Annotated in this window: 15 protein-coding genes; 2 read left to right on the top strand and 13 right to left on the bottom strand. The window is 68.9% G+C overall.

Annotated elements, in window-relative coordinates; translation table 11 throughout:
* Positions 1 to 2: 2 nt before the first annotated feature.
* The gene (locus tag FHP25_RS02615; protein ID WP_178133227.1) at positions 3 to 2,723 is read right to left on the bottom strand and encodes a hypothetical protein; all 2,721 of its coding nucleotides are present in this window, start codon (positions 2,721 to 2,723) and stop codon (positions 3 to 5) included.
* Positions 2,724 to 2,864: 141 nt separating this feature from the next.
* Between FHP25_RS02615 and FHP25_RS02620 the strand changes: the two genes are divergently transcribed.
* Positions 2,865 to 3,986 (top strand): serine hydrolase domain-containing protein, encoded by a 1,122-nt coding sequence (locus FHP25_RS02620; protein ID WP_147845332.1) that lies wholly within the window; start codon positions 2,865 to 2,867, stop codon positions 3,984 to 3,986.
* Positions 3,987 to 4,043: 57 nt separating this feature from the next.
* Here FHP25_RS02620 and rpsA read toward each other — a convergent pair whose 3' ends face one another.
* The 6 genes from rpsA to FHP25_RS02650 all read right to left on the bottom strand — a co-directional run bounded on the left by rpsA (position 4,044) and on the right by FHP25_RS02650 (position 12,149).
* A complete protein-coding gene (gene rpsA, locus FHP25_RS02625; protein ID WP_147845333.1) occupies positions 4,044 to 5,759 on the bottom strand; it encodes a 30S ribosomal protein S1 in 1,716 nt (571 codons plus the stop codon).
* Positions 5,760 to 5,920: 161 nt separating this feature from the next.
* Positions 5,921 to 6,592 carry a (d)CMP kinase gene (cmk, locus tag FHP25_RS02630; RefSeq protein WP_147845334.1) on the bottom strand — a complete coding sequence of 224 codons (672 nt, stop codon included), beginning with the start codon at positions 6,590 to 6,592 and terminating at the stop codon, positions 5,921 to 5,923.
* A gap of 34 nt (positions 6,593 to 6,626) precedes the next feature.
* The gene (locus tag FHP25_RS02635) at positions 6,627 to 7,310 is read right to left on the bottom strand and encodes a response regulator (RefSeq protein ID WP_147845335.1); all 684 of its coding nucleotides are present in this window, start codon (positions 7,308 to 7,310) and stop codon (positions 6,627 to 6,629) included.
* A gap of 156 nt (positions 7,311 to 7,466) precedes the next feature.
* Complete coding sequence (locus FHP25_RS02640) at positions 7,467 to 10,163, bottom strand: sensor histidine kinase (RefSeq protein WP_147845336.1); 2,697 nt, start codon at positions 10,161 to 10,163, stop codon at positions 7,467 to 7,469.
* 511 nt (positions 10,164 to 10,674) lie between these two features.
* Positions 10,675 to 11,643 (bottom strand): 4-hydroxy-tetrahydrodipicolinate synthase, encoded by a 969-nt coding sequence (gene dapA / locus FHP25_RS02645; RefSeq protein WP_147845337.1) that lies wholly within the window; start codon positions 11,641 to 11,643, stop codon positions 10,675 to 10,677.
* Between the two features lie 35 nt (positions 11,644 to 11,678).
* Positions 11,679 to 12,149: a hypothetical protein gene (locus tag FHP25_RS02650; RefSeq protein WP_147845338.1), complete on the bottom strand. Its 471-nt coding sequence runs from the start codon at positions 12,147 to 12,149 to the stop codon at positions 11,679 to 11,681.
* Between the two features lie 128 nt (positions 12,150 to 12,277).
* Here FHP25_RS02650 and FHP25_RS02655 point away from each other — a divergent pair, with 128 nt between their 5' ends.
* Entirely contained in the window at positions 12,278 to 12,820 is a 543-nt protein-coding gene (locus FHP25_RS02655) for a SpoIIAA family protein (protein ID WP_147845339.1), read from the top strand.
* A gap of 544 nt (positions 12,821 to 13,364) precedes the next feature.
* Here the strand turns inward: FHP25_RS02655 and FHP25_RS02660 are convergent.
* The 6 genes from FHP25_RS02660 to kdpF form a co-directional block, all read right to left on the bottom strand.
* Positions 13,365 to 14,765 (bottom strand): phosphatase PAP2 family protein, encoded by a 1,401-nt coding sequence (locus FHP25_RS02660; RefSeq protein ID WP_147845340.1) that lies wholly within the window; start codon positions 14,763 to 14,765, stop codon positions 13,365 to 13,367.
* Positions 14,766 to 15,011: 246 nt separating this feature from the next.
* Positions 15,012 to 15,848, bottom strand: a complete 837-nt coding sequence (locus FHP25_RS02670; RefSeq protein WP_147845341.1) for a TorF family putative porin — start codon at positions 15,846 to 15,848, stop codon at positions 15,012 to 15,014.
* A 165-nt stretch (positions 15,849 to 16,013) separates the two neighbouring features.
* A complete protein-coding gene (gene kdpC, locus FHP25_RS02675; RefSeq protein WP_147845342.1) occupies positions 16,014 to 16,610 on the bottom strand; it encodes a potassium-transporting ATPase subunit KdpC in 597 nt (198 codons plus the stop codon).
* Between the two features lie 150 nt (positions 16,611 to 16,760).
* Positions 16,761 to 18,812 carry a potassium-transporting ATPase subunit KdpB gene (gene kdpB, locus FHP25_RS02680; protein ID WP_147845343.1) on the bottom strand — a complete coding sequence of 684 codons (2,052 nt, stop codon included), beginning with the start codon at positions 18,810 to 18,812 and terminating at the stop codon, positions 16,761 to 16,763.
* A 151-nt stretch (positions 18,813 to 18,963) separates the two neighbouring features.
* On the bottom strand, positions 18,964 to 20,673 hold the full coding sequence (gene kdpA / locus FHP25_RS02685; protein ID WP_147845344.1) for a potassium-transporting ATPase subunit KdpA: 1,710 nt from the start codon (positions 20,671 to 20,673) through the stop codon (positions 18,964 to 18,966).
* Positions 20,674 to 20,681: 8 nt separating this feature from the next.
* Positions 20,682 to 20,771 (bottom strand): K(+)-transporting ATPase subunit F, encoded by a 90-nt coding sequence (gene kdpF / locus FHP25_RS02690; RefSeq protein ID WP_147845345.1) that lies wholly within the window; start codon positions 20,769 to 20,771, stop codon positions 20,682 to 20,684.
* Positions 20,772 to 20,946: the final 175 nt, after the last annotated feature.

Below are 20,946 nucleotides of genomic sequence, written 5' to 3' on the forward strand. Positions count from 1 at the left end.
TCCTATTTCGACGCCCCGGCCAGGGGCGCCAGCGGCGGCGGCGCCGGCGCCCAGTCCCTTTCACAGCGCGCTGACGCGGCCTCCTGCGCCTCCAGCCCGGAGACCGTCGCCAGCCGCACGCACAGCCGCACGAACTCGGCGCGATTGCCGCACGGATCGCCGGCGCCGGGGTCCAGCCCCAGCATCTTGTTCATGACGTCCCAGGCGTCCTCGGAGTCGTGCCAGCTCATGGTGGGACCCTTGCGCATCGCCACCTTGCACTGGCGGAAGTGGAAGACATCGATCTCGGAGTCCGTCCGCAGCCGCCTGCCGAGCGCGCCGAGCCTGTCCTTGACCTCGTCGATCGTCCCGCCGGCATAGCGGACGGCATCCTCCATGCGGTCGCGCACGATGATCTTGTTCTCGATGATCCGGTCATACAGCGCCGTCGCCGCCGCCTCGCCACGGGCGACACGGCCATTGTAGAGCGCCAGCCCCGGGTCGACGACGACCAGCGCCGCGTTGGATGCATCCTTCTCGCACTCCAGCCAGTCGTTGCCGGGATGCGCCAGCAGCGGCGGCTCGTCCGGCTTGAAGGGAGGCGGTGGCGGCACGAGGCCGCGGGCGCGCCGGCGCGCTTCGGATCGCGCCGCGTCCACGATGGCACATTCGGGCTTCGCGCCCGCGCGCCGCCGCCCGGGCGGCTCGAGGCGGTCAAGCGACGGATCGCTGCTGATGAGGATCACCATCGGCCAGACCGGATACTGCACCGGCCTGCCGCCCACGCCCTGCGTGTCGGCGCGGCGCTCCACGACGTAGCGCAGCACCTCATCGGCCGTGACGGCGCCGAAGTTCTCATACAGGCCGCCGTCGGTGACGCGGGCCCAGAGCACGCCCTTGTCGTCGCGCATGCCGCCCGTAGGCGAGATCACGGGGAACCGGGCGCTCATCGTGACCGCGGTGCTGATGCGGATGTCGCGGCCCAGGATGTCGAAGGCGTCGTAGCGGTTCACCTGCCCGGCGAGGTCCTCCCGCGCCCCCCGGGGCGCGGTGTGGAAGCGGACATTGGCGGTGACGATCCGCTTGCCCTTCTCCACGGAGGTGCCGTTGAGCGCCAGGATCGGCCAGACGCGGTCACGGTCGGTGCCTGCCGGCGGCACGGCGAAGGTATCGACGAAGCCGGCATCCCATGCGAATGGCGCCCGGCCCTTGTCCTTGATCGTGCGGGCCCAGGCCGCTTCCCATGCCTTCTCCAATGCCGCCGCCCGGTCGTCCGGCGACAGGCCAGGAAAGGCGTGCAGCGGCAGGTCGACATAGAGGCCGGCCGCCATGGCGGGGCCGAGGAAATCACTCTTGATGAACTCGGCGGCCATCGGCGCCGCCTGCGCGATCCTGGCCGCGCCGCCACCGGGCTTGCGCCGCTCGGCCTCGACCAGCGAGCGGAACGCAACGGCGCCCAGCGAGCCGCCCGAGACGCCGCTGATCAGGAAGACCCGATCGGCGAAATGCGCTTCGCGCTCGGCGATCTCGCCCAGCACCTGCGTGGTCCAGTAGCCGGCGCGGCTGGCGCCGCCGGCGGTCGCCACGACGATGAAGGGCGGCGTGTACACCGACGGCGCCACCGCGGCGTTGATGCCGGTCTGGCGGTCGACATTCGCCGCCCACCATGCCTTGAACACGGCATCGACATGCGGGCGCAGGGCCAGCGGCCTGTCCTTCAGGGTGCGGACGTCGTGGTTGTCGCCGGCCCATTGGGTCGCCACCACCATCCAGGCGACCGTGCCGGCGAAGATCGGCAGCCTGGTGCGCCTGGACAGCAGCACCAGGAAGCTGGTGATCGGCACCATGGCGGCCAGGCCCAGCAGCGTGGCGTTGACGGCGGTGCCGAAGAACGCGCTCGTGCCGACGGGATCGAGCGCGAAGGCGATCGCCAGGCATGGCGGGGCGATCAGCGAGATCGACAGCACTGAGGCCGCCAGCGGGTTGGACAGGTAGTCGCGCAACCGGTCGTAGTGGGCCCGTCCGGCCAGGAGATGGTGGGCGCGCGACGTCGGCGGGATCCGAGGCGGCTGGTCCGGCTTGCCGACGATCAGCCCTTTGAGCAGCGGTTTGCGTATCCAGAGCACGGCGTACAGCACGCACGCGCCGCCGAGATACATCCAGAACCACCGCCGGAACGTGCTGGCGGCGTCGAGGTCGCCGGCGTGCTGGTAGACCTCCGCCGCGTTCAGGAACGCCCAGCCGAACGACACCACGGCGCCGAAGGCGATCAGACGCGGCACCTGGTCGACCCAGAAGTCGCGCCACTCCTCCTGGAAGGTCGGCAGCGGTGGCTCCTGGCCCCGCGGCAGCGCCTCGGCCGCCGCCACGGGCTCCAGGACGAAGCTGTAGTTGAGGGTGACCCGCGCCCAGTACCACGACACCACCGCCCACAGAAAGGCGTAGGCGGTCATGCCGATCAGCTCCGACCAGCCGCGCCGCGGATCGACATTGCTGATGACGATGTCGCGCGCCTGGTCGGTGAGCACGATCAGGCCGCCGCCGACCACCACGGCCAGCAGCGATGCCCGGCAGGCCCAGAAGACCCGCGCTGCATCACATATCGCCCACCACGGCGTCGCCAGCCGCCGCGCCAGCCAGACCAGGGCGATCCCCGGCCACGAGCGGTCGACCAGCCAGTCGGCGAAGCGCTGTACGGCATTGCGCCGCGGCGGGTCAGGCGGTGGTGTCGGAGTCATCACCATGAGCGTCTGTTCAAACGAGACGGACACGGAGCGCAGATCAGCTTCAATTGTACCGCACGGACGGCGCCGGACGAACCCAAATCGCATAGGCAGTGCGACGGATCGTGGGCTACAAATCGCCCGTCCGAAGGCGAGTCACCCATGCTCCGTGCCGCGTTTCGTGTCTTCTGCCGCGTGCTCCTGCTGCCGCCGCTGGCTCTCGCCGCGGCGCCCGCGTCGGCGCAGACACCTGATGCCTTCGACGCCGCCTTCCGCGACTGGATGCAGACGAACGGCGTCGACAAGGGCACCCTGGCCGTCACCTATCGCGGGCGCCTGGTGCTCGAACGCGGCTATGGCGGCCAGGACCCGGGCCAGCGCGTGCTGCTGGCCAGCCTCAGCAAGGCGATCACCGGCCGCTGCATCGCCCGGCTGGTGTCGGACGGCCGGCTGCGCCTCGACGGCAAGGTCGGCGACGTGCTGGCGCCGTTCTTCCGCCAAGCCGGCGATCCGGCCGACGCACGGCTGAAGGATGCCACCGTCGAGCAGCTTCTGGTGCACCGCGCCGGCTTCGCCGCGGCGCCGCGCGACCTGATGACCACGGCCGCCATGGATCTGCTGCAGACGAAGAAGTCGCCGGCCACGGCCACGCCCGCCGACCTGCTGGCGGCCACGCTGACGGCGCCGCTGGCATCGGCCCCGGGCGAGGCCTTCCGCTATTCCAATATCGGCTACCTGACGCTGGGCGTGACGATCGAGACCATCACGGGCGAAAGCTACGAGCGGTTCTGCGGCCGCGAGATGCTGGAGGCCGCCGGCATCCGGGCCCCCCGGCTCGACTCCGAATGGCGCTCGTTCTCGTCGTTCGGCGGCTGGTCCCTGAGCGGCACCGAGTACCTGGCGTTCCTGGCGCGCGATCGCCTGCGTGACCTGCCGTGGCGTGGCCTGCTGGCGGAACCGGACGCGCGGCACGCGGCCGACGGCGCGCCGATTCCATGGCCGTCGGCGTGGTACGGCCTGGGCCAGTTCATGGCCGACATCACGTCTTCATCGCGCATCGCCTGGCATACCGGCACCTGGGGCGTGCCGCCGAGCACCTTCGGCATGACGGCGATGCAGCACCAGGACGGCGCGGCATGGTTCGTGTGGTACACGCCGCGCCCGGGCAAGGCGGCGACCGACGCGCTGGTGGAGCGGCTGGCGGCGCTGCCGGCGACCATCACCGCCTGGCCCGAGAACGACCTGTTCCCCGAGCGCGGGCTGCCTTCGCCGGCGGCCAAATGAAAGCCGGCCCGCTCCTGGGGAGCGGGCCGGCCGATGCTGCTGCCGATGGCGGCAGGACTACTTCTCGCCGTTGTCCTTGGCGCGGCGCAGGGCGGCGCCCAGGATGTCGCCGAGGCTGGCGCCCGAGTCGGACGAGCCGTAGTCGGCCATCGCCTGCTTCTCCTCGTCGACCTCGCGCGCCTTGACCGACAGCACGACACGGCGCGAGGCGCGGTCGATGTTGGTGATCTTGGCGTCGATCTTGTCGCCGATGGCGAAGCGGTCAGGCCGCTGCTCGGAGCGCTCGCGGCTGAGCTCGGTCTTGCGGATGAAGCCCGGGATGCCGTCGGTGACCGTGACGTCCAGGCCGTTCTCCTGGATGCCGGCGACGATGGCGGTGACCACCTCGCCCTTCTTCAGGTTGCCGGCCTTCTCGAACGGGTCGTTCAGCAGCTGCTTCACGCCCAGCGAGATGCGCTCCTTCTCGGTGTCGACGTCGAGCACCTTGACCTTGACCTGATCGCCCTTCTTGTAGTCGCGGATCGCGTCCTCGCCGGCCTTGTCCCACGACAGGTCCGAGAGGTGCACCATGCCGTCGATGTCGCCGGGCAGGCCCACGAACAGGCCGAACTCGGTGATGTTGCGCACCTCGCCATCGAGCTCCGTGCCCGCCGGGTACTTGTCGGCGAACGTGTCCCACGGATTGTCGAGGCACTGCTTGAGGCCCAGCGAGATACGGCGCTTGGACATGTCGACGTCCAGCACCATGACCTCGACCTCCTGGGAGGTCGACACGATCTTGCCGGGGTGCACGTTCTTCTTGGTCCAGCTCATCTCGGAGACGTGCACGAGGCCCTCGACACCCGGCTCCAGCTCCACGAAGGCGCCGTAGTCCGTGATGTTGGTGACGCGGCCCTTGACCTTGATGCCGGCCGGGTACTTGGCGGCGGCGCCGTCCCACGGATCGGCCATCAGCTGCTTCATGCCCAGCGAGATGCGCTGCGTCTCGGGGTTGAAGCGGATGACCTGCACCTTGACCTGCTGGCCGATGTTGAGCGCCTCGGACGGATGGTTGATGCGCTTCCAGGCGATGTCGGTGACGTGCAGCAGGCCGTCGACGCCGCCCAGGTCCACGAACGCGCCGTAGTCGGTGATGTTCTTGACGACGCCGTCCAGGACCTGGCCTTCGCTCAGCTGGCCCATCAGGCGGTTGCGGTCCTCGGCGCGGCTCTCCTCGAGCACGGCGCGGCGCGACACCACGATGTTGCCGCGGCGGCGGTCCATCTTGAGGATCTGGAACGGCTGCGGCGAGCCCATCAGCGGCCCGACATCGCGCACCGGACGCACATCGACCTGGCTGCCCGGCAGGAACGCCACGGCGCCGTTGAGGTCGACGGTGAAGCCGCCCTTGACGCGGCCGAAGATGGTGCCGGTGACGCGCTGGTTGTCCTGGAAGGCCTTCTCCAGCGCCGTCCACGATTCCTCGCGGCGGGCCTTCTCGCGCGACAGCATCGCCTCGCCGTCGCGGTTCTCCATGCGGTCGACGAACACCTCGACGGTGTCGCCGGTGCGCAGCTCGGCGCCGGTGCCGCCGACGGCGAATTCCTTGAGGGGGACGCGGCCTTCGGACTTGAGGCCGACATCGACGATCGCGAAATCGCCGATGATGTTCACGATCGTGCCGCGCATCACGGCACCTTCGAAGCCCTGCGACTTGCTCAGCGACTCGTCCAGCATCGCAGCGAAATCGGCAGTCGAGGGATCAGCCTCCCTCAGGGCAGAACGTCTTGCCATGCGATCTCTTCTCCTCAACAACGATCCCGGGCGTGGGTCGCAGCCCGTCGGCCAGCCGGTTCATCCGGCGGATCCAGTGCCTGGTCACACCACGACCGCGTGGCACGATGTGCCCGCGGGTCCAGCCGCCGGTACCCGGATCGTTCGCGCCGCCGACGGCTTCAGGCCCGGCGCGGACGTGTTTTGGATTCGATGAAGGCGACGACCCGGTCGAAGACCGCGTCGGCGTCCAGATCGCTCGTATCGAGCACGAAGGCGCCGTCAGCCGGCAACAGGGGGGCCGTGGCCCGTTCGCTGTCACGCCGGTCGCGCGACGCCATCTCATCCAGAACGGCGCGTCTTATAGGGTTCGCCCCGGCCGCTTGCAACTCCTGGAAGCGCCGCTCCGCCCGCGCCTCGGGGCTGGCGGTGACGAACAGCTTCACGTCGGCGTCGGGACAGATCACGGTGCCGATGTCGCGCCCATCGAGGACCACGCCCTGCTTGCCGTCCGGCGGCGCCTTGGCGAACTCGCGCTGCCAAGCCAGCAGGTTGGCCCGCACCGCCGGGATCGCGGCCACGATCGAGGCCGCCTGGCTGGTCGCCTCGCTGCGCAACTCGGGATCCTTGAGATCAACCGGTTGTAGGTTGGCAGCAGTCTCAGCAGCATACGTTGCGTCTTTCGGGTCCCGCCCTTCCCTCAGGATGCGCCGGCCCACAGCCCGATAGAGCGAGCCGGTGTCGAGGTGGGCCAGGTCGTAGTGGCTGGCCAGCCGGCGCGCCAGCGTGCCCTTGCCGGCCGCCGATGGGCCGTCCAGCGCAATGACCTGGGGACGAACTAATTGCACGCTCATGAACCTCTTGCTGCCCGGACCGCCGGCCTTCGGGTCAAACTAGCCGATAGCCGACGCCGGCCTCGGTGATCAAATGCCGCGGGCAGGCCGGCTCGGCTTCGACCTTCTGGCGCAGCTGGCGGATATAGACCCGCAGGTACTGCGGATCGACGCTCTCGTCGCGCCAGGCCTCGCGCAGCAGGTGGCGGTGGGTGAGCACCTTGCCGGCATGGATCACGAGCTGCTCCAGGATGTCGTACTCCTTGGGCGACAGCTTGACCTCGCGGCCGCCGACCGCGACGTGGTGATGCACCAGGTCGACCCGCAGGTCGCCGCTCTCGAACACCGGCCGGGTGCCCTGCTGCTGCAGGCGGTGGCGCAGCGCGGTGCGGATGCGGGCCATCAGCTCCTCGGCGCCGAACGGCTTGGTGACATAGTCGTCGGCGCCGGCATCGAGCGCCGCCACCTTCGCCGGCTCCTCACCGCGGCTGGAGAGCACGACGATCGGCACCGGGTTGTCGCGCCGCACCTGGCCGATCAGATCGAGCCCGTCGATGTCGGGCAGGCCGAGATCGAGCAGCATCAGGTCGACCTGATGATGGCGCAGCATGGCGAGCGCATCGCGCGCGGTGGCGGCCTCGATCACGCGATAGTCCTGCGCCCCCAGGGTGGTGCGCAGCAGGCGGCGGATCGGCGGCTCGTCATCGACGACCAGGATGGCGGCGGCGTCGCTGGTCATGGCGTCATCTCCCTCCCCAGCTTCGCTGGGGAGGTGCCCCTAAGGGGCGGAGGGGAGCGGACGTGGTCTTGATCATGAAGACCGCGTCGGCTCCCCCTCCGGCCTTCGGCCACCTCCCCCAACTGCGTTGGGGGAGGGAAGTCTCAGATACCGCCCTCATCCTGCCACCGTCATCGCCGGAAAGCTTATCACGAACTCCGCGCCCGACCGGTCGGCGCGGTTGCGGGCCACGATCCGGCCGCCTTGCGCCTCGACGAAGCCCTTGGCGATCGCCAGGCCCAGGCCGGTGCCGGCCCGCCGCCGATCGCCTTCGCGGGCACGATAGAACTTCTCGAACACATGCGGCAGGTCGGCGGCCGCCAGGCCGGGACCTTCGTCGCGCACCGCGAGCAGCACGTGGCCGTTCTCCGCGCGTGCCTCGATCGCGATGGTGGTGCCCTCGGGCGTGTACTTGGCGGCGTTGTCCAGCAGGTTGAACAGCACCTGCTCGCCGAGCACGAAATCGAGCTCCACCGGCGGCAGGTCGGGCGCGACCGTCGTCGCCACCCGGTGTGCCCGCAGCAGCGGCTCGGCGCGCCGCAGCGCCGTGGCGATCAGGTCGGCGGCATCGACCGGCTCGCGCTTCACGCTGACGGCGCCGGCGTCCAGCCGCGTCATGTCGAGCAGGTTGCCGACGAAGCGGTTCAGGCGCTCGGCCTCGTCCTGCGCCGTGGCCAGCAGCTCGTCGCGGGTGGCGGGATCGTAGCGCTCGCCGTAGCTGCGCAGGCTGGAGACGGCGCCCAGGATCGAGGCCAGGGGCGTGCGCAGATCGTGCGACACCGAGGTCAGCATGGCCGAGCGCAGCCGCTCGCGCTCGGCGCCCAGGCGCGCCGCATCGATGTCGCGCGCCAGCAGCACGCGCTCGATCGCCACCGCCGCCTGGTCGCCCAGCGCATCGAGCAGGCGGCGCTGCTCGGGCGTCAGCGGCGCGTCGTTGTCGCGGTTGATGACGCCCAGCACCGCCACCTTGCCGCGCGCCGTGCACAGCGGCACGAACAGGCGGCGCGCGCCGGGCAGCGAATCGCTGCCCTTGCCGGTGGGCTGGTCATGGTCCCAGCACCACAGCGCCGCCGCGAGGTCGGCGTCCTCCAGCATGTCCTCGGGCGGGAAGGCAGCCTTGATGTCGAGCGCGGTGCGGCCGGGCCGGTCGTGCTCGGGCATGAGCACCACGACCTCGACCCGCACCATGCGCGCGATCTGCGCCACGATGGTCCACAGCAGGTCGTCGAGATCGGCGAGGCCGACGATCTTGCGGCTGAAGGAGTAGAGCTCCGCCGTCACCTGCGCCTCGCGCCGCGCCGCCAGCGAGCGCGAGCGCGAGCGCGTCGCCAGCGCGCTGGTGAAGACCGCCACCAGCAGGAAGAAGAACAGCGCGACGACGTTGGCCGGGTCGGTGATGGTGAATTCGTACAGCGGCGGCAGGAAGAAGAAGTTGTAGGCCACCGCGCCCAGCGCCGCCGCCCACACCGACGGCCAGATGCCGTGCCGCGCCGCGCTCAGCAGCACCGGCACCACGAACACCAGCGAGATGTTGCTGAGGTTGACCAGCCGGTCGATGCCGACGCCGATGATGCCGGCTACGATCACGGACAGCGCCGCCTCGGCATAGGCCCAGGTCGGCGCGCGCTCGGGGCGCCAGCCGGCCCAGCTCGAATCGGCGGTGGCGTGCGTGGCGGCCACAACCTCGATCGCGATGCCGCCCGATGTGCGCACCAGGTCGTCGACGACCGAGCCGTGCAGCAGCTCGAACCAGGCCGAGCGGTTGGATTTGCCGACGACGATGCGCGTGACATTGCGCTCGCGCGCGAACGCCAGCACGTCCTCGGCGATGCGCCGGCCCGGGATGGTCGCGGCCTCGGCGCCCAGCCGCTCGGCCAGCCGGATGGTCTCGGCCAGCCGGCCGCGCTCGGCCTCGCCGAGCGTCGCGTGGCGGTCGGTCTCGACATAGAGGGCCAGCATCGGCGCCCGCAGGCTGTCGGCCGTGCGCTTGGCCGCCCGCACCACGTTCTCGGCGTCCGGCGAGGGATCGATGCAGACCAGCACACGCTGGCCGGCCGCCCACGGGCCGGCGATCGCATGCTCGCGCATGTAGCTGCGCATCTGCTCGTCGACGCGCTCGGCGGTGCGCCGCAGCGCCAGCTCGCGCAGCGCCGTCAGGTTGCCGGGCGAGAAATAGTGCTTCAGCGCCCGCTCGGCGGCCTCGCGGACATAGACCTTGCCCTCGCCCAGCCGCTTGATCAGGTCCTCGGGCGTGAGGTCGATGACCTCGACGCTGTCGGCGCCGTCGACGATCGAGTCGGGCACCGTCTCGCGCACGCGGATGCGGGTGATGCGCGCCACGATGTCGTTGAGGCTCTCGACATGCTGCACGTTGAGCGTGGTGTAGACGTCGATGCCGGCGGCGAGCAGCTCCAGCACGTCGAGGTAGCGCTTGGGATGGCGGCTGCCGGGCGCGTTGGTGTGCGCCAGCTCGTCGACCAGCACCAGGGCCGGGCGGCGGGCGAGGACGGCATCGATGTCCATCTCCTCCAGCGAACGGCCCTTGTAGTCGATGCGCCGCCGCGGGACCGCCTCCAGGCCCTCCAGCAGCGCCGCGGTCTCGGCGCGGCCATGCGTCTCGACCACGCCGACCACGACGTCGACGCCCTCGGCCCGGCGCTGGCGCGCCGCCGACAGCATCTCGTAGGTCTTGCCCACGCCGGGCGCGGCGCCGAGGAAGATCTTCAGCTTGCCGCGCAGCTCACGGTTGGCCGCCGCCAGCAACGCCTCGGGCGAGGGGCGGTCGATGGTGCGGTCCGGAGATGGGATGGCCATCACACAAAGAAGACAACGATCTCAGTCACTTACGAAATTTCATCCCGCAAAGGCCACGTCGCAAACGTCGAAAAATACGGAAACTCCCCGGGTTCGATTGCAACGTCTCAGGCGTCCGCAGCGGGTGGACGCCTGGGAATGGGGAACGGAAACGCACAGCGGCAGCATCGGCCGGCTCCTCCGAAGCACCCCCGGACCTATAGCACGTTCTCTTTTGGAGAACAAGATGACAGATCCGCGATGTCTTCTACTTCCCCCGCAAGCTACGACATTCACACATCTTATGCGTCCCTTCCCCCGGAGGGGGAAGGTGCCCCGCAAGGGGCGGAAGGGGGATGTTCGAACAGATTCGGCGGCCGTTCAGCAGCATCGAAGCGGTTGCAACCTCCCCCTTCCGGCGCTGCGCGCCACCTTCCCCCTCCGGGGGAAGGGTCAACACGCAGCGTTTCAGATAGCCGGCGCGATGTGTGAATCCGGTAGCCCCCGCAAGCGGGGGAAGGTGGTCGAAACCTCACGCCGCGAAGCCGGTGAACGGACTCTCCTGCCACACCAGCGGCATGACAGCAGCGCAACGGCGCGCTTCCCTCCCCTCGGCGGCCATCACGGGCTCGAGCACGGCGCGCAGCCGGACATCGGCGTCGGCAGCCAGCGGCGTCAACGGCAGGCGCAGCTCGTCGGCGATCAGTCCGAGATGATGCAGCGCGCGCTTCACCGGGATCGGGTTGCTCTCCAGGAACAGCGCCGCATGCAGCGGCGCCAGGATCTGCGTGACGCTGCGCAAGGTGACCAGATCGGCGATGTCCCATGCATGATGAAGGGCCGCGCACAGCGCCGGCGCCACATTGGCCGTCACCGAGATGCAGCCATGGCCGCCGGCCAGGCGGAAATCGGCCTGGGTCGCGTCATCGCCCGACAGCAGCGTGAAGTCGTCGCCGATCAGGCGCAGCAGCCGACCGGGCCGCCGCAAGTCGGCGGTAGCGTCCTTCAGGCCGATCACGCGCGGCAGCTCGGCGAGGCGCCGCACGGTCTCGTCGCTCAGGGCGCAGGCGGTGCGGGCCGGCACGTCGTAGAGCACGATCGGCAGGCCGACCGCGTCGTGAATGGCACGGACATGTCGGATCACGCCTTCCTGGGTCGGCCGCAGATAATAGGGCGTGACGCACAGCAGCCCCGATGCGCCGGCATGCTCGGCCTGCCGCGCCAGGGCGACGGACGTGGCCGTGCTGCAGGTCCCGGCGCCGGCGATCACCGGCACCCGGCCGGCAGCCGTGGCGACGGCGATCTCGATCAGGCGGCGATGCTCGTCCGCCGTCAGCAGCGGCGCCTCGCCGGTCGTGCCGCAGGGCACGAGGGCTGATGTGCCGCGGTCGATCTGGCGGGCGCACAGCGCGGCGAAGGCGTCGGCGTCGACCCGGTCGTCGCGCAACGGCGTCACCAGCGCGACAATCGAGCCGCGCAGCCGCAGGCGTGAGGCGTTCATGATGGGCTCCTGTGACAATGGCGCCGAGGAGAAGCTTACGCGGCGCGGGCCATGGTGGGCGCGCGCGTGGCCACCAGGATGAGGTGGAGGCTGCTGTCGCCGATCGAGGCGACGCTGAGGCCGAAGGCGGTGATCAGGCGCTGCACGGCAGCCAGCCCACCGGCCTGCGCCAGCGACGTCACGTCCAGGACGACACGGCCTTGCGGGCCGATGCGGTGGCAAGCGGCCTCCATCGCAGCGTGGAGCTCGGCGTCGGTGCGCGGATCGGCGATCCAGGCCAGGTCGGCCGGCTCGCTATCCGGCGCACGCGTGCCCAGCTGCAGGCCGGCGACGGCGGCGCAGCCCCGATGCATCAGGGTCAGCACCAGCGGCAAGGTGCGGTGGCCGATCACCACGGCGTGGGTTTCCGGCCGCGGCGGCGCCGCTGCGATCATATCCTCGCCGAGCGCCGCCTCGCGCTCGGCCGTCGTACACGGTCCGCATTCAGTCTCAGTCGAACGTGGCACGGGGTGCCTCCTCTACGATCACCGATCAGGTAGATCGCACCGGGCGCCTGGAACCGCCATGTGGCTGGGGCCGGTTCGGCATAGGAACCGCATAGGGGTGACTACAGTCGAAACCCATAAAGCCGGCCATGCCGTGCCTGCTTCCGGCCGGATTCCAAAACATCGACGAATGTCAAGCGGTTCGTCAGAGATTGACCCAATGCGGACATGGCCAAGCCGCTTGCGCGTCGGTGACGGTGAGCAGCGCAGGCGGTATCGTGGGGTCCGGCGCTTGGAATGCTGATAGACAAGTGCAGGAGGAAGCCTTGATTCAATTTGAGCTGCTGCGCGACAAGGCAATCTTGATCGTCCGCCCACAAGGAACGATCGAGGCCGGTGACTTCACGAAGGTTGCGGAGGTTATCGATCCCTACCTTGTCGAACAGGGAATGCTGGCAGGGTTGTTGATCGAGGCGCCGTCATTTCCCGGTTGGGACAGTTTCGGTGCGCTCGTCGAACATCTGAAGTTCGTTCGGGACCATCACAAGAGGATCGAGAGAGTTGCTGCCGTGACTGACAGCGCGTTTCTGCAGATCGCGCCGCGCTTGGCTGAGCACTTCGCTCATCCGGAGATCAGGGTCTTCAGCAGCAGCGAGCGGGCGCGCGCCCTATCTTGGCTACAAACTGGTTAGGGCGCTGCCGGTGGCGTGCCATTCTCGTCCAGCCCCGACGTGATTGCCCGACGACATCGACGGCGACGATTGCCGCCAGCTTGGTTCCTCAAGGACCCGGCAGACGTTCTGGCCTGATCCGAGCCGCGCCGCGCGCAGCAAGAAGGGCACAAAGTAGTTCGAGACATGAGAGAAAGCGGGGTCATATCCGGCAGCGGCTTCCGCCCGATAGGAAAACTCTTCCGTCACTTGAAGGAAATGGCAGTTCTCACAGCCCCGAGCCAGCGGCTGGACGGCTGATACTAAGGCGACTGGCATTTGCACCTTCCGGCGAGCGTTGGAAGGGGGACGTCCTCGCCCACATGGGAAACCAGAACGCCGCCGTCAAAATACAATGGTCTGGCCCAACGTGGCATCCGCGGCGCGATGTGGTGGCACGACCCGAAATCGACCAGATCAGGGCCGCCATGGATGCCGCCGGGACGGCTTCGCATGGTGCGCCTGGCCATAGTTGATCCGCCTCTCTCCCCGCCTGAGCGAAATTCGAATGAGTCCGGGGGGTTGACTACGACGCCCCGTCGTCACGCGCCCGTTCGATCATCTTGCCGGCGACGGCGCGGCCCATCGCATTGCCAGCGACGACGTCGCTGCGATAGTGGATACCAGCGGCGATGCGGGATTGACCACCTTCATCAGCCAGCGCTGAAAGTGCTGCTGCGTCGCGAGGGAAGAGGTGGCCGAGAATAACCGCGGCAGCCGTCCAGATGGTTGCGCCGGCCGAGGGATAGCTGGGATGGTTCGGCGTGTTGAACAGCGGCTTGATCTCGGGATCAAGCTGCATGGGGCGGATGTCCCAGTAAATGTATTTGGCTTCCCAGCAGGCGATCTGCACATCGTAATAGACGACACTCCAGATCGCGTAGGCGCGCGCCGCGCGCGGAGAGTTGCCGTTGAGCCCGTATTCGAAGTGCAAGCGACCGAGGTGATTGCTCCAATACTGGTGACCACGCGGACCGCCGACCGCCGCCTCCCAGAACAGGGCCTCGCTGTTGGTCTTCGGGGTGCGTTTGAAGTTCCGAAGCTCGGCGAGCTCGGCCCCCCGTTCGGATGAATCATGCGGCAATGGTGGCCCGGGTCGGAACTCGCCCGGCGAAGACAGTATCCAAGTCTTCCAAGTGCCGAACGCCGGGCCCAGCGGGTTGGTGCCGAACCACTTGTCGGCGCCGGACGGCACCGTGCCGGTCCATTTGGCGTCCGATCCGTCGGCCTTGCCGCGTTCGATGACCAGGGCGGCAACCCGGCGCCCGAGATCGAATCCAGCAGCGACATCGCTCGGGTAGTTGACGCCGCCAAGCATGCGTGAGCGGCCTGCTTCCTCGGCCTTCTGGGCGAACATCTGCGCGCGATCCGGAAAGACATACGACAGCACCGCAGCGGCGGCGCCGGCCGCAGCCGCGTGCCCGGACGGATAGGAAGGACTCGGCGGATTGGGCAGCACGGTCGACAGGGTCGCGTCGACTTCGCTGGGCCGCTTGCGGCCGTGGGCGTACTTGCTTGCCCACGTGGCGACCATCGCGTCGTAGATCGCGACATGCACCAGGGCCAGCAGCCGCGCGGCGGGCGCTCCGCCCATGTTGGCCCGCAACGTCTCGGCGAGCGCGATTTCGTGCCAGCGATAGGACGGCGCACCCGTGTCCCACCAGGCGATCAGATCCTTGGCGGCGGCATCGCGTTTGCCCGTCAGCTCCTTAAGCTGTGTGATCTCGCGGCCGGTGGCAGCTGCGTCCGGCGATGCCAGCGGGCTGAGCTCGGCGCCAGAGCGAACGACCCAGGTCTTCCAGCTCCCTGCCCGGGGCTCGACCGGTTCGCTCTTCCCGGCGGCACGCGACGCCGCCGTCGGCAAGGCTAGCGCCAGCGTCGACGTCGTGGCAACGCCAAGAGCCGACCTTCTGCCCAGGCTTTCCATGGTTGTCCCCTCCACCCGGGAGCGCCCCGGACAAGCGGGAATGTAATGCTGCGCGCACAGCCTGCTGTCCGCCGATTGCTGGCACTATCCACTCTTCGCAAAAATCGTGCGCCGCCGGCGTTCCATGGCTCGCCCTCGATTGCAGATTCAGCCGACCGATGGTCGGTCTGTCTCAAGAACCCGGGCTTCGACGTCGACTTGGTCGTAACGGCCGATATTGCGCGATTCTACCAGGTCTGGCTTGGATCAGAACGACTTGCTGATGCTGAAGATGGCGCGCGGGGCGCAGTAGTTGAAGCCGCCACCGTTGCAGCGGCGCCTGGAGATGTCGGTGTCGACATAGGTGACGCCGAAATCGACGCCGTAGATCGTGGCGACCAGGCCGATCTGCCATTCCCAGTAGTCGGGGTTGGCGAAGCGGGCGTTGCGCTGGACCGCCTGGTGGCCGATGCCGCCGAACATCTTGAACGATACCTTCTCGCTGATCTTGATGAAGTCCAGCGGCACGGTCAGCATCGCCTGCTTGTACCAGGCATCGCCCGAGCGGGCGAAGAAGTTGGGACTGTAGCGCACCTGGCCGGCCAGCGTGGCGAAGCCGAAGTCGTAGCTCAGCGCGCCGCCGAACTCGTCGTAGGCCAGGTGCGCCGATTTCATCGAGCCGGGATAGCGGTAGCCGATCCAGCCCAGGTCGAGCACCAGCTTCTCCTGGAGGAACTTGAACTTCACGCCCGCCACCATGTCGAGCTCGATCGATTCGTCGACGTCGGGCGAGAAGTTGATGCTGCTGCCCCAGAAGCCGCCGTAGATGGAGACGGGGGCGAAGCCGATGAACGGCAGCGGCACCTCGTAGGTGAGGCCGCCCTGGATCGCCGGGTCGTTCTTGCTCTGCGAGATGCCGCGGAAGCGGTAGTCGGACGTCAAGGTCACGATGCCGGTGATGCTGCCGCCGAACGGGCCGGTCGGGTCCGGCTTCGGCGGCTCCGGCGCCGGTGTCGAGGCCGGCGCCGGTGTCGTCTGGGCCAAGGCCGGCGCGGCCGCCATCATGGCGGCCAGGCATCCGGCCGCGAGAACACCCCTGTGCATGTGTGATTTTCCTCTGGGTTTGATGACTGCCCTCCCCCACGCGTGGGGGAGGTGGCCGAAGGCCGGAGGGGGACCCCACGTGGCTTCAGTTACAGGAACCGCGTCGGCTCCCCCTCCGCCCTTCGGGCACCTCCCCCAGCTGAGCTGGGGGAGGAGGTTTCGGCGCTACTTCACCGCGTCCAGCGACAGGTTGAGCTGCAGGACGTTGACGCGCGGCTCGCCCAGCACGCCGAAGGTGCGGTCGTCGGTGGCGGCGGCGAGGAGCGCGCGCACGCGCGCCTCCGGCAGGCCGCGGGCCTGGGCCACGCGCGCCACCTGCAGCGCGGCGGCGGCCGGCGAGATGTGCGGATCCAGCCCGCTGCCGGATGTCGTCACCATGTCGGCCGGCACAGGCTTTTCCTTGCTGCCGCCCAGCCTGGCGACGTCCTCCTTCACCCGCTCGACCAGGGCCTTGGAGGTCGGGCCGAGATTCGACGCCAGCGAGCTTGCCGCGTTGTAGGGCGACGGCGCTGTCTTGGCCGAATCGTTGGGGTCGGTGTCGGTGGTCGCCGACGGCCGGCCATGGAAATACCTGTCGCCGGTGAAATTCTGGCCGATCAGGGTCGAGCCGATGACCTTGCCGTCGCGCTCGATCAGCGAGCCTTTGGCCTGCTGCGGCATGATTGCGCCGGCGATGCCGGTCATGCCCAGCGGATAGACGAGGCCGAGCAGCACCGTCATCAGCAGCATCATCACGAGCGCCGGGCGGATGTCGCGAAGCATTGTAGTTTCTCCTTGAATTCCTCCCCAGCTCTGCTGGGGAGGTGCCCCGAAGGGGCGGAGGGGAGCCGACGAGGCCCGCGTAACTGAGACCACGTGGGGTCCCCCTCCGGCCTTCGGCCACCTCCCCCACTGCGTGGGGGAGGCAAACGGTCACGCCAATCCGACGGCGGACACGACGAGGTCGATGGCCTTGATGCCGATGAACGGCACGATGATGCCGCCCAGGCCGTAGATCAGCAGGTTGCGGCGCAGCAGGGCGGCGGCGCCGCCGGGCGTGTAGCGCACGCCGCGCAGCGCCAGCGGCACCAGCGCGATGATGATCAGCGCGTTGAAGATGATGGCCGACAGGATGGCGCTCTGCGGCGTCGCCAGCGACATCACGTTGAGCGTGTCGAGCTGGGGATAGAAGGCCAGGAACATCGCCGGGATGATGGCGAAGTACTTGGCGACGTCGTTGGCGATCGAGAACGTGGTGAGCGCGCCACGCGTCATCAGCAGCTGCTTGCCGATGGCCACGATCTCGATGAGCTTGGTCGGATCGCTGTCGAGGTCGACCATGTTGCCGGCCTCGCGCGCCGCGGCGGTGCCGGTGTGCATGGCGACGCCGACATCGGCCTGCGCCAGCGCCGGCGCGTCGTTGGTGCCGTCGCCGCACATCGCCACCAGCTTGCCCTTGGCCTGCTCCTCGCGGATCAGCTTCAGCTTCGCCTCGGGCGTGGCCTGCGCCAGGAAGTCGTCGACGCCGGCCTCGGCGGCGATGGCGGCGGCGGTGACGGCGTTGTCGCCGGTGATCATCACCGTGCGGATGCCCATCTTGCGCAGCTCGGCGAAGCGCTCGCGGATGCCGCCCTTGACGATGTCCTTGAGGTGCACGATGCCCAGGATCTGGCCGTTCCTCGACACCGCCAGCGGCGTGCCGCCCTGGCGGGCGATGTCGTTGGCGATGCGCTCGGCGTCGGGCGGGATCATCTTGCCGATGCCCAGGCCCTGGGCGTGCTCGATGATCGCCTCGACCGCGCCCTTGCGGATCACGGCCCCCTCGTGGTCGACGCCGGACATGCGGGTGTTGGCCGAGAACGGCACGAAGCGCGCCTTCAGCTCGCCCATCTCCATGCCGCGCAGGCCGTGCTTCTCCTTGGCCAGCACGACGATCGAGCGGCCTTCCGGCGTGTCGTCGGCCAGGCTGGCCAGGCGCGCGGCCTCGGCCAGCTCCCGCTCGGTGATGCCGCGCACCGGCAGGAATGCCGTCGCCTGGCGGTTGCCCAGGGTGATGGTGCCCGTCTTGTCCAGCAGCAGGGTATCGACATCGCCCGCCGCCTCGACGGCGCGGCCCGAGGTGGCCAGCACGTTGAAGCGCACCAGGCGGTCCATGCCGGCGATGCCTATGGCCGACAGCAGGGCGCCGATCGTGGTCGGGATCAGGGTGACGAACAGCGCGATCAGCACCACGGCCGAGACCGCGCCGCCGGCGTAGTCGGCGAAGCTCGGGATGCTGGCCACCGCGAAGATGAAGATGATGGTGAGGCCGGCCAGCAGGATGTTGAGCGCGATCTCGTTGGGGGTCTTCTGGCGCACGGCACCTTCGACCAGGGCGATCATGCGGTCGAGGAAGCTCGAGCCGGCCGCCGCCGTGACCTTCACCTTGATGCGGTCGGACAGCACGCGCGTGCCGCCGGTCACCGCGGAGCGGTCGCCGCCGGCCTCGCGGATCACCGGCGCCGACTCGCCGGTGATCGCCGATTCGTCGACCGTGGCCACGCCCTCGATGATCTCGCCATCGCCGGGGATGGTGTCGCCGGCCTCGACCAGCACGACGTCGCCGACCTGCAGCTCGGGCGCACGCACCTGCTCGAACATGTCGGAGACGCCCAGCAGGCGCTTGGCGACCGTCTCGGTGCGGGTGCGGCGCAGGGCGTCGGCCTGCGCCTTGCCGCGGCCTTCCGCCACCGCCTCGGCGAAGTTCGCGAACAGCAATGTCGCCCACAGCCAGATCACGATCTGCACCGTGAAGCCGACGCCCTTGGCGCCGCCGACGATGTCACGCACCATCAGGACGGTGGCCACCAGCGCCACCATCTCGAGCACGAACATCACGGGGTTGCGGATCTGCACGCGCGGGTCGAGCTTGCGGAAGCTCTCGACAATGGCGGGCTTGATGAGCGCGGGGTCGAACAGCGAAGCCGCGCGCGGACCACTGGACATAGTTGGATCTCCGTTACGTCCTCCTCCCCACGCAGTGGGGAGGTGCCCCGAAGGGGCGGAGGGGAGCCGACGTGGCTTGTGCAACTGAGACCACGTCGGGTCCCCCTCCGGCCTTCGGCCACCTCCCCCAACTTCGTTGGGGGAGGGAAAATCAGAACACCGACCCGGCGAGCATGGCGAGGTGCTCGGCGATCGGGCCGAGCGCCAGGGCCGGGAAGTAGGTGAGGCCGCCGACGATCACGACGACGCCGACCAGAAGCCCGATGAACAGGCCGCCATGGGTCGGGAACGTGCCCACCGACACCGCGGTCTTGCGCTTGGCCGCCAGCGAGCCGGCGACCGCCAGCATGGGCACGATCATCGCGAAGCGCCCCACCGCCATCGTCACCGCCAGGGTCGAGTTGTAGAACATGGTGTTGCCGGTGAGGCCGCCGAAGGCGCTGCCGTTGTTGGCCGCCGCCGAGGTGAAGGCATAGAAGATCTCGGAGAAGCCGTGCGGGCCGGCATTGGCCGGGCCGGCGAGGCCGGCCGGGATCACCGTGGCGAGCGCCGTGAAGCCCAGCACCACCAGCGGCAGGCACAGGATGGCGAGCATGGTCATCTTGACCTCGCGCGCCTCGATCTTCTTGCCGACATACTCCGGCGTGCGGCCCACCATCAGGCCGGCGACGAACACCGAGATGATGGCGAACAGCAGCATGCCGTAGAGGCCGGCGCCGACGCCGCCCACGATCACCTCGCCCAGCAGCATGTTGGCCAGCGGCACGGCGCCGCCCAGCGGCATGAAGCTGTCATGCATGGCATTGACCGCGCCGCACGAGGCCGCCGTGGTGACGACGGCGAACAGCGCCGACAACGCCTCGCCGAAGCGCACCTCCTTGCCTTCCATGTTGCCGGCAGACGGATCGACGCCCAACGCCGTCAGCAGCGGATTGCCGCCAGCCTCTGCCCAGTACGTGATGAACACGCCGACCACGAACAGCACGCCCATGGCGGCGAGGATCGCCCAGCCCTGGCGCTCGTCGCCGACGCGCCGGCCGAAGACGTTGGTCATCGCCGCGCCGAGCACGAGGATGCTCAGCATCTGCACCAGGTTGGAGAGCGCCGTCGGGTTCTCGTAGGGATGCGCCGAGTTGGCGTTGAAGAAGCCGCCGCCGTTGGTGCCCAGCATCTTGATGGCGAGCTGCGAGGCCACCGGGCCCTGCGCGATCACCTGCTTGCCGCCCTCCAGGGTTGTGGCCTCGACATAGGGCGACAGGTTCTGCGGCACGCCCTGCCAGACATAGAACAGGGTCAGCACGATGCACATCGGCAGCAGCACGTAGAGCGTGACGCGCACCAGGTCGGCCCAGAAATTGCCGATGCCCCGCGACTCGGCGCGCGCGAAGCCACGCACGAGCGCCGCGGCAAGCGCGATGCCTGACGCCGCCGACGTGAAGTTCTGCACCGTCAGGCCGGCCATCTGCACCAGATAGCTCATGGTGCTTTCGCCGCCGTAGTTCTGCCAGTTGGTGTTGGTGGCGAAGCTCATGGCGGTGTTGGCGGCAAGGTCCGGCGCCACGGCCGCCATGTCCTGCGGGTTGAACGGCAGCATCCCCTGCAGGCGCTGCAGGCCGTAGAGCAGGGCAAAGCCGAACAGGTGGAAGATCAGCATGCCGCCGCAATAGGCCCACCAGCTCTGGTTCTCCGTCGGCTTGACGCCGCTCAGCCAGTAGAAGCCGCGCTCGACCGGCCCCAGCACGGGCGACAGGAAGGTTCTCTCGCCTTCCAGGACGCGGTCGAGGTAGCCGCCGATCGGGCGCGCCAGCGCCACGACGATGGCGATGAAGACGAGGATCTGGATCCAGCCGTTGACGGTCATGGCGCGCCTCAGAATTTCTCCGGCCGCGTCAGCGCCACGGTCAGGTAGGCAAGCAGGAAGACGGTCAGCAGACCGCCCAGCACATAATCGAGCGTCATGGTGACCTCACAGGCGACGGCACAGCGCTTCGTACGCGACCATCAGCAGCATCAGCGCGCAGCCACCGCCCAGAAAGAGGATGTCGAGCATAGAGGGACTCCAGCGCGGTTCCGGAGGGAACGCGCGCCGGGATATGGGCTGCCGGCGGATAGGAATTCGAGACGGGCGATTGCC

Origin of the sequence: Vineibacter terrae (genome assembly GCF_008039615.1) — a bacterium.
Lineage (GTDB): Bacteria > Pseudomonadota > Alphaproteobacteria > Reyranellales > Reyranellaceae > Vineibacter > Vineibacter terrae.

Coding starts and splice junctions, on each gene's coding strand:
- kdpA (WP_147845344.1), bottom strand. CDS start 20,673: ATGACCGTCAACGGCTGGATCCAGATCCTCGTCTTCATCGCCATCGTC.
- FHP25_RS02635 (WP_147845335.1), bottom strand. CDS start 7,310: ATGACCAGCGACGCCGCCGCCATCCTGGTCGTCGATGACGAGCCGCCG.
- rpsA (WP_147845333.1), bottom strand. CDS start 5,759: ATGGCAAGACGTTCTGCCCTGAGGGAGGCTGATCCCTCGACTGCCGAT.
- FHP25_RS02655 (WP_147845339.1), top strand. CDS start 12,278: ATGCCGTGCCTGCTTCCGGCCGGATTCCAAAACATCGACGAATGTCAA.
- FHP25_RS02620 (WP_147845332.1), top strand. CDS start 2,865: ATGCTCCGTGCCGCGTTTCGTGTCTTCTGCCGCGTGCTCCTGCTGCCG.
- FHP25_RS02660 (WP_147845340.1), bottom strand. CDS start 14,765: ATGGAAAGCCTGGGCAGAAGGTCGGCTCTTGGCGTTGCCACGACGTCG.
- kdpF (WP_147845345.1), bottom strand. CDS start 20,771: ATGACGCTCGATTATGTGCTGGGCGGTCTGCTGACCGTCTTCCTGCTT.
- cmk (WP_147845334.1), bottom strand. CDS start 6,592: ATGAGCGTGCAATTAGTTCGTCCCCAGGTCATTGCGCTGGACGGCCCA.
- kdpB (WP_147845343.1), bottom strand. CDS start 18,812: ATGTCCAGTGGTCCGCGCGCGGCTTCGCTGTTCGACCCCGCGCTCATC.
- dapA (WP_147845337.1), bottom strand. CDS start 11,643: ATGAACGCCTCACGCCTGCGGCTGCGCGGCTCGATTGTCGCGCTGGTG.
- kdpC (WP_147845342.1), bottom strand. CDS start 16,610: ATGCTTCGCGACATCCGCCCGGCGCTCGTGATGATGCTGCTGATGACG.
- FHP25_RS02670 (WP_147845341.1), bottom strand. CDS start 15,848: ATGCACAGGGGTGTTCTCGCGGCCGGATGCCTGGCCGCCATGATGGCG.
- FHP25_RS02640 (WP_147845336.1), bottom strand. CDS start 10,163: ATGGCCATCCCATCTCCGGACCGCACCATCGACCGCCCCTCGCCCGAG.
- FHP25_RS02615 (WP_178133227.1), bottom strand. CDS start 2,723: ATGGTGATGACTCCGACACCACCGCCTGACCCGCCGCGGCGCAATGCC.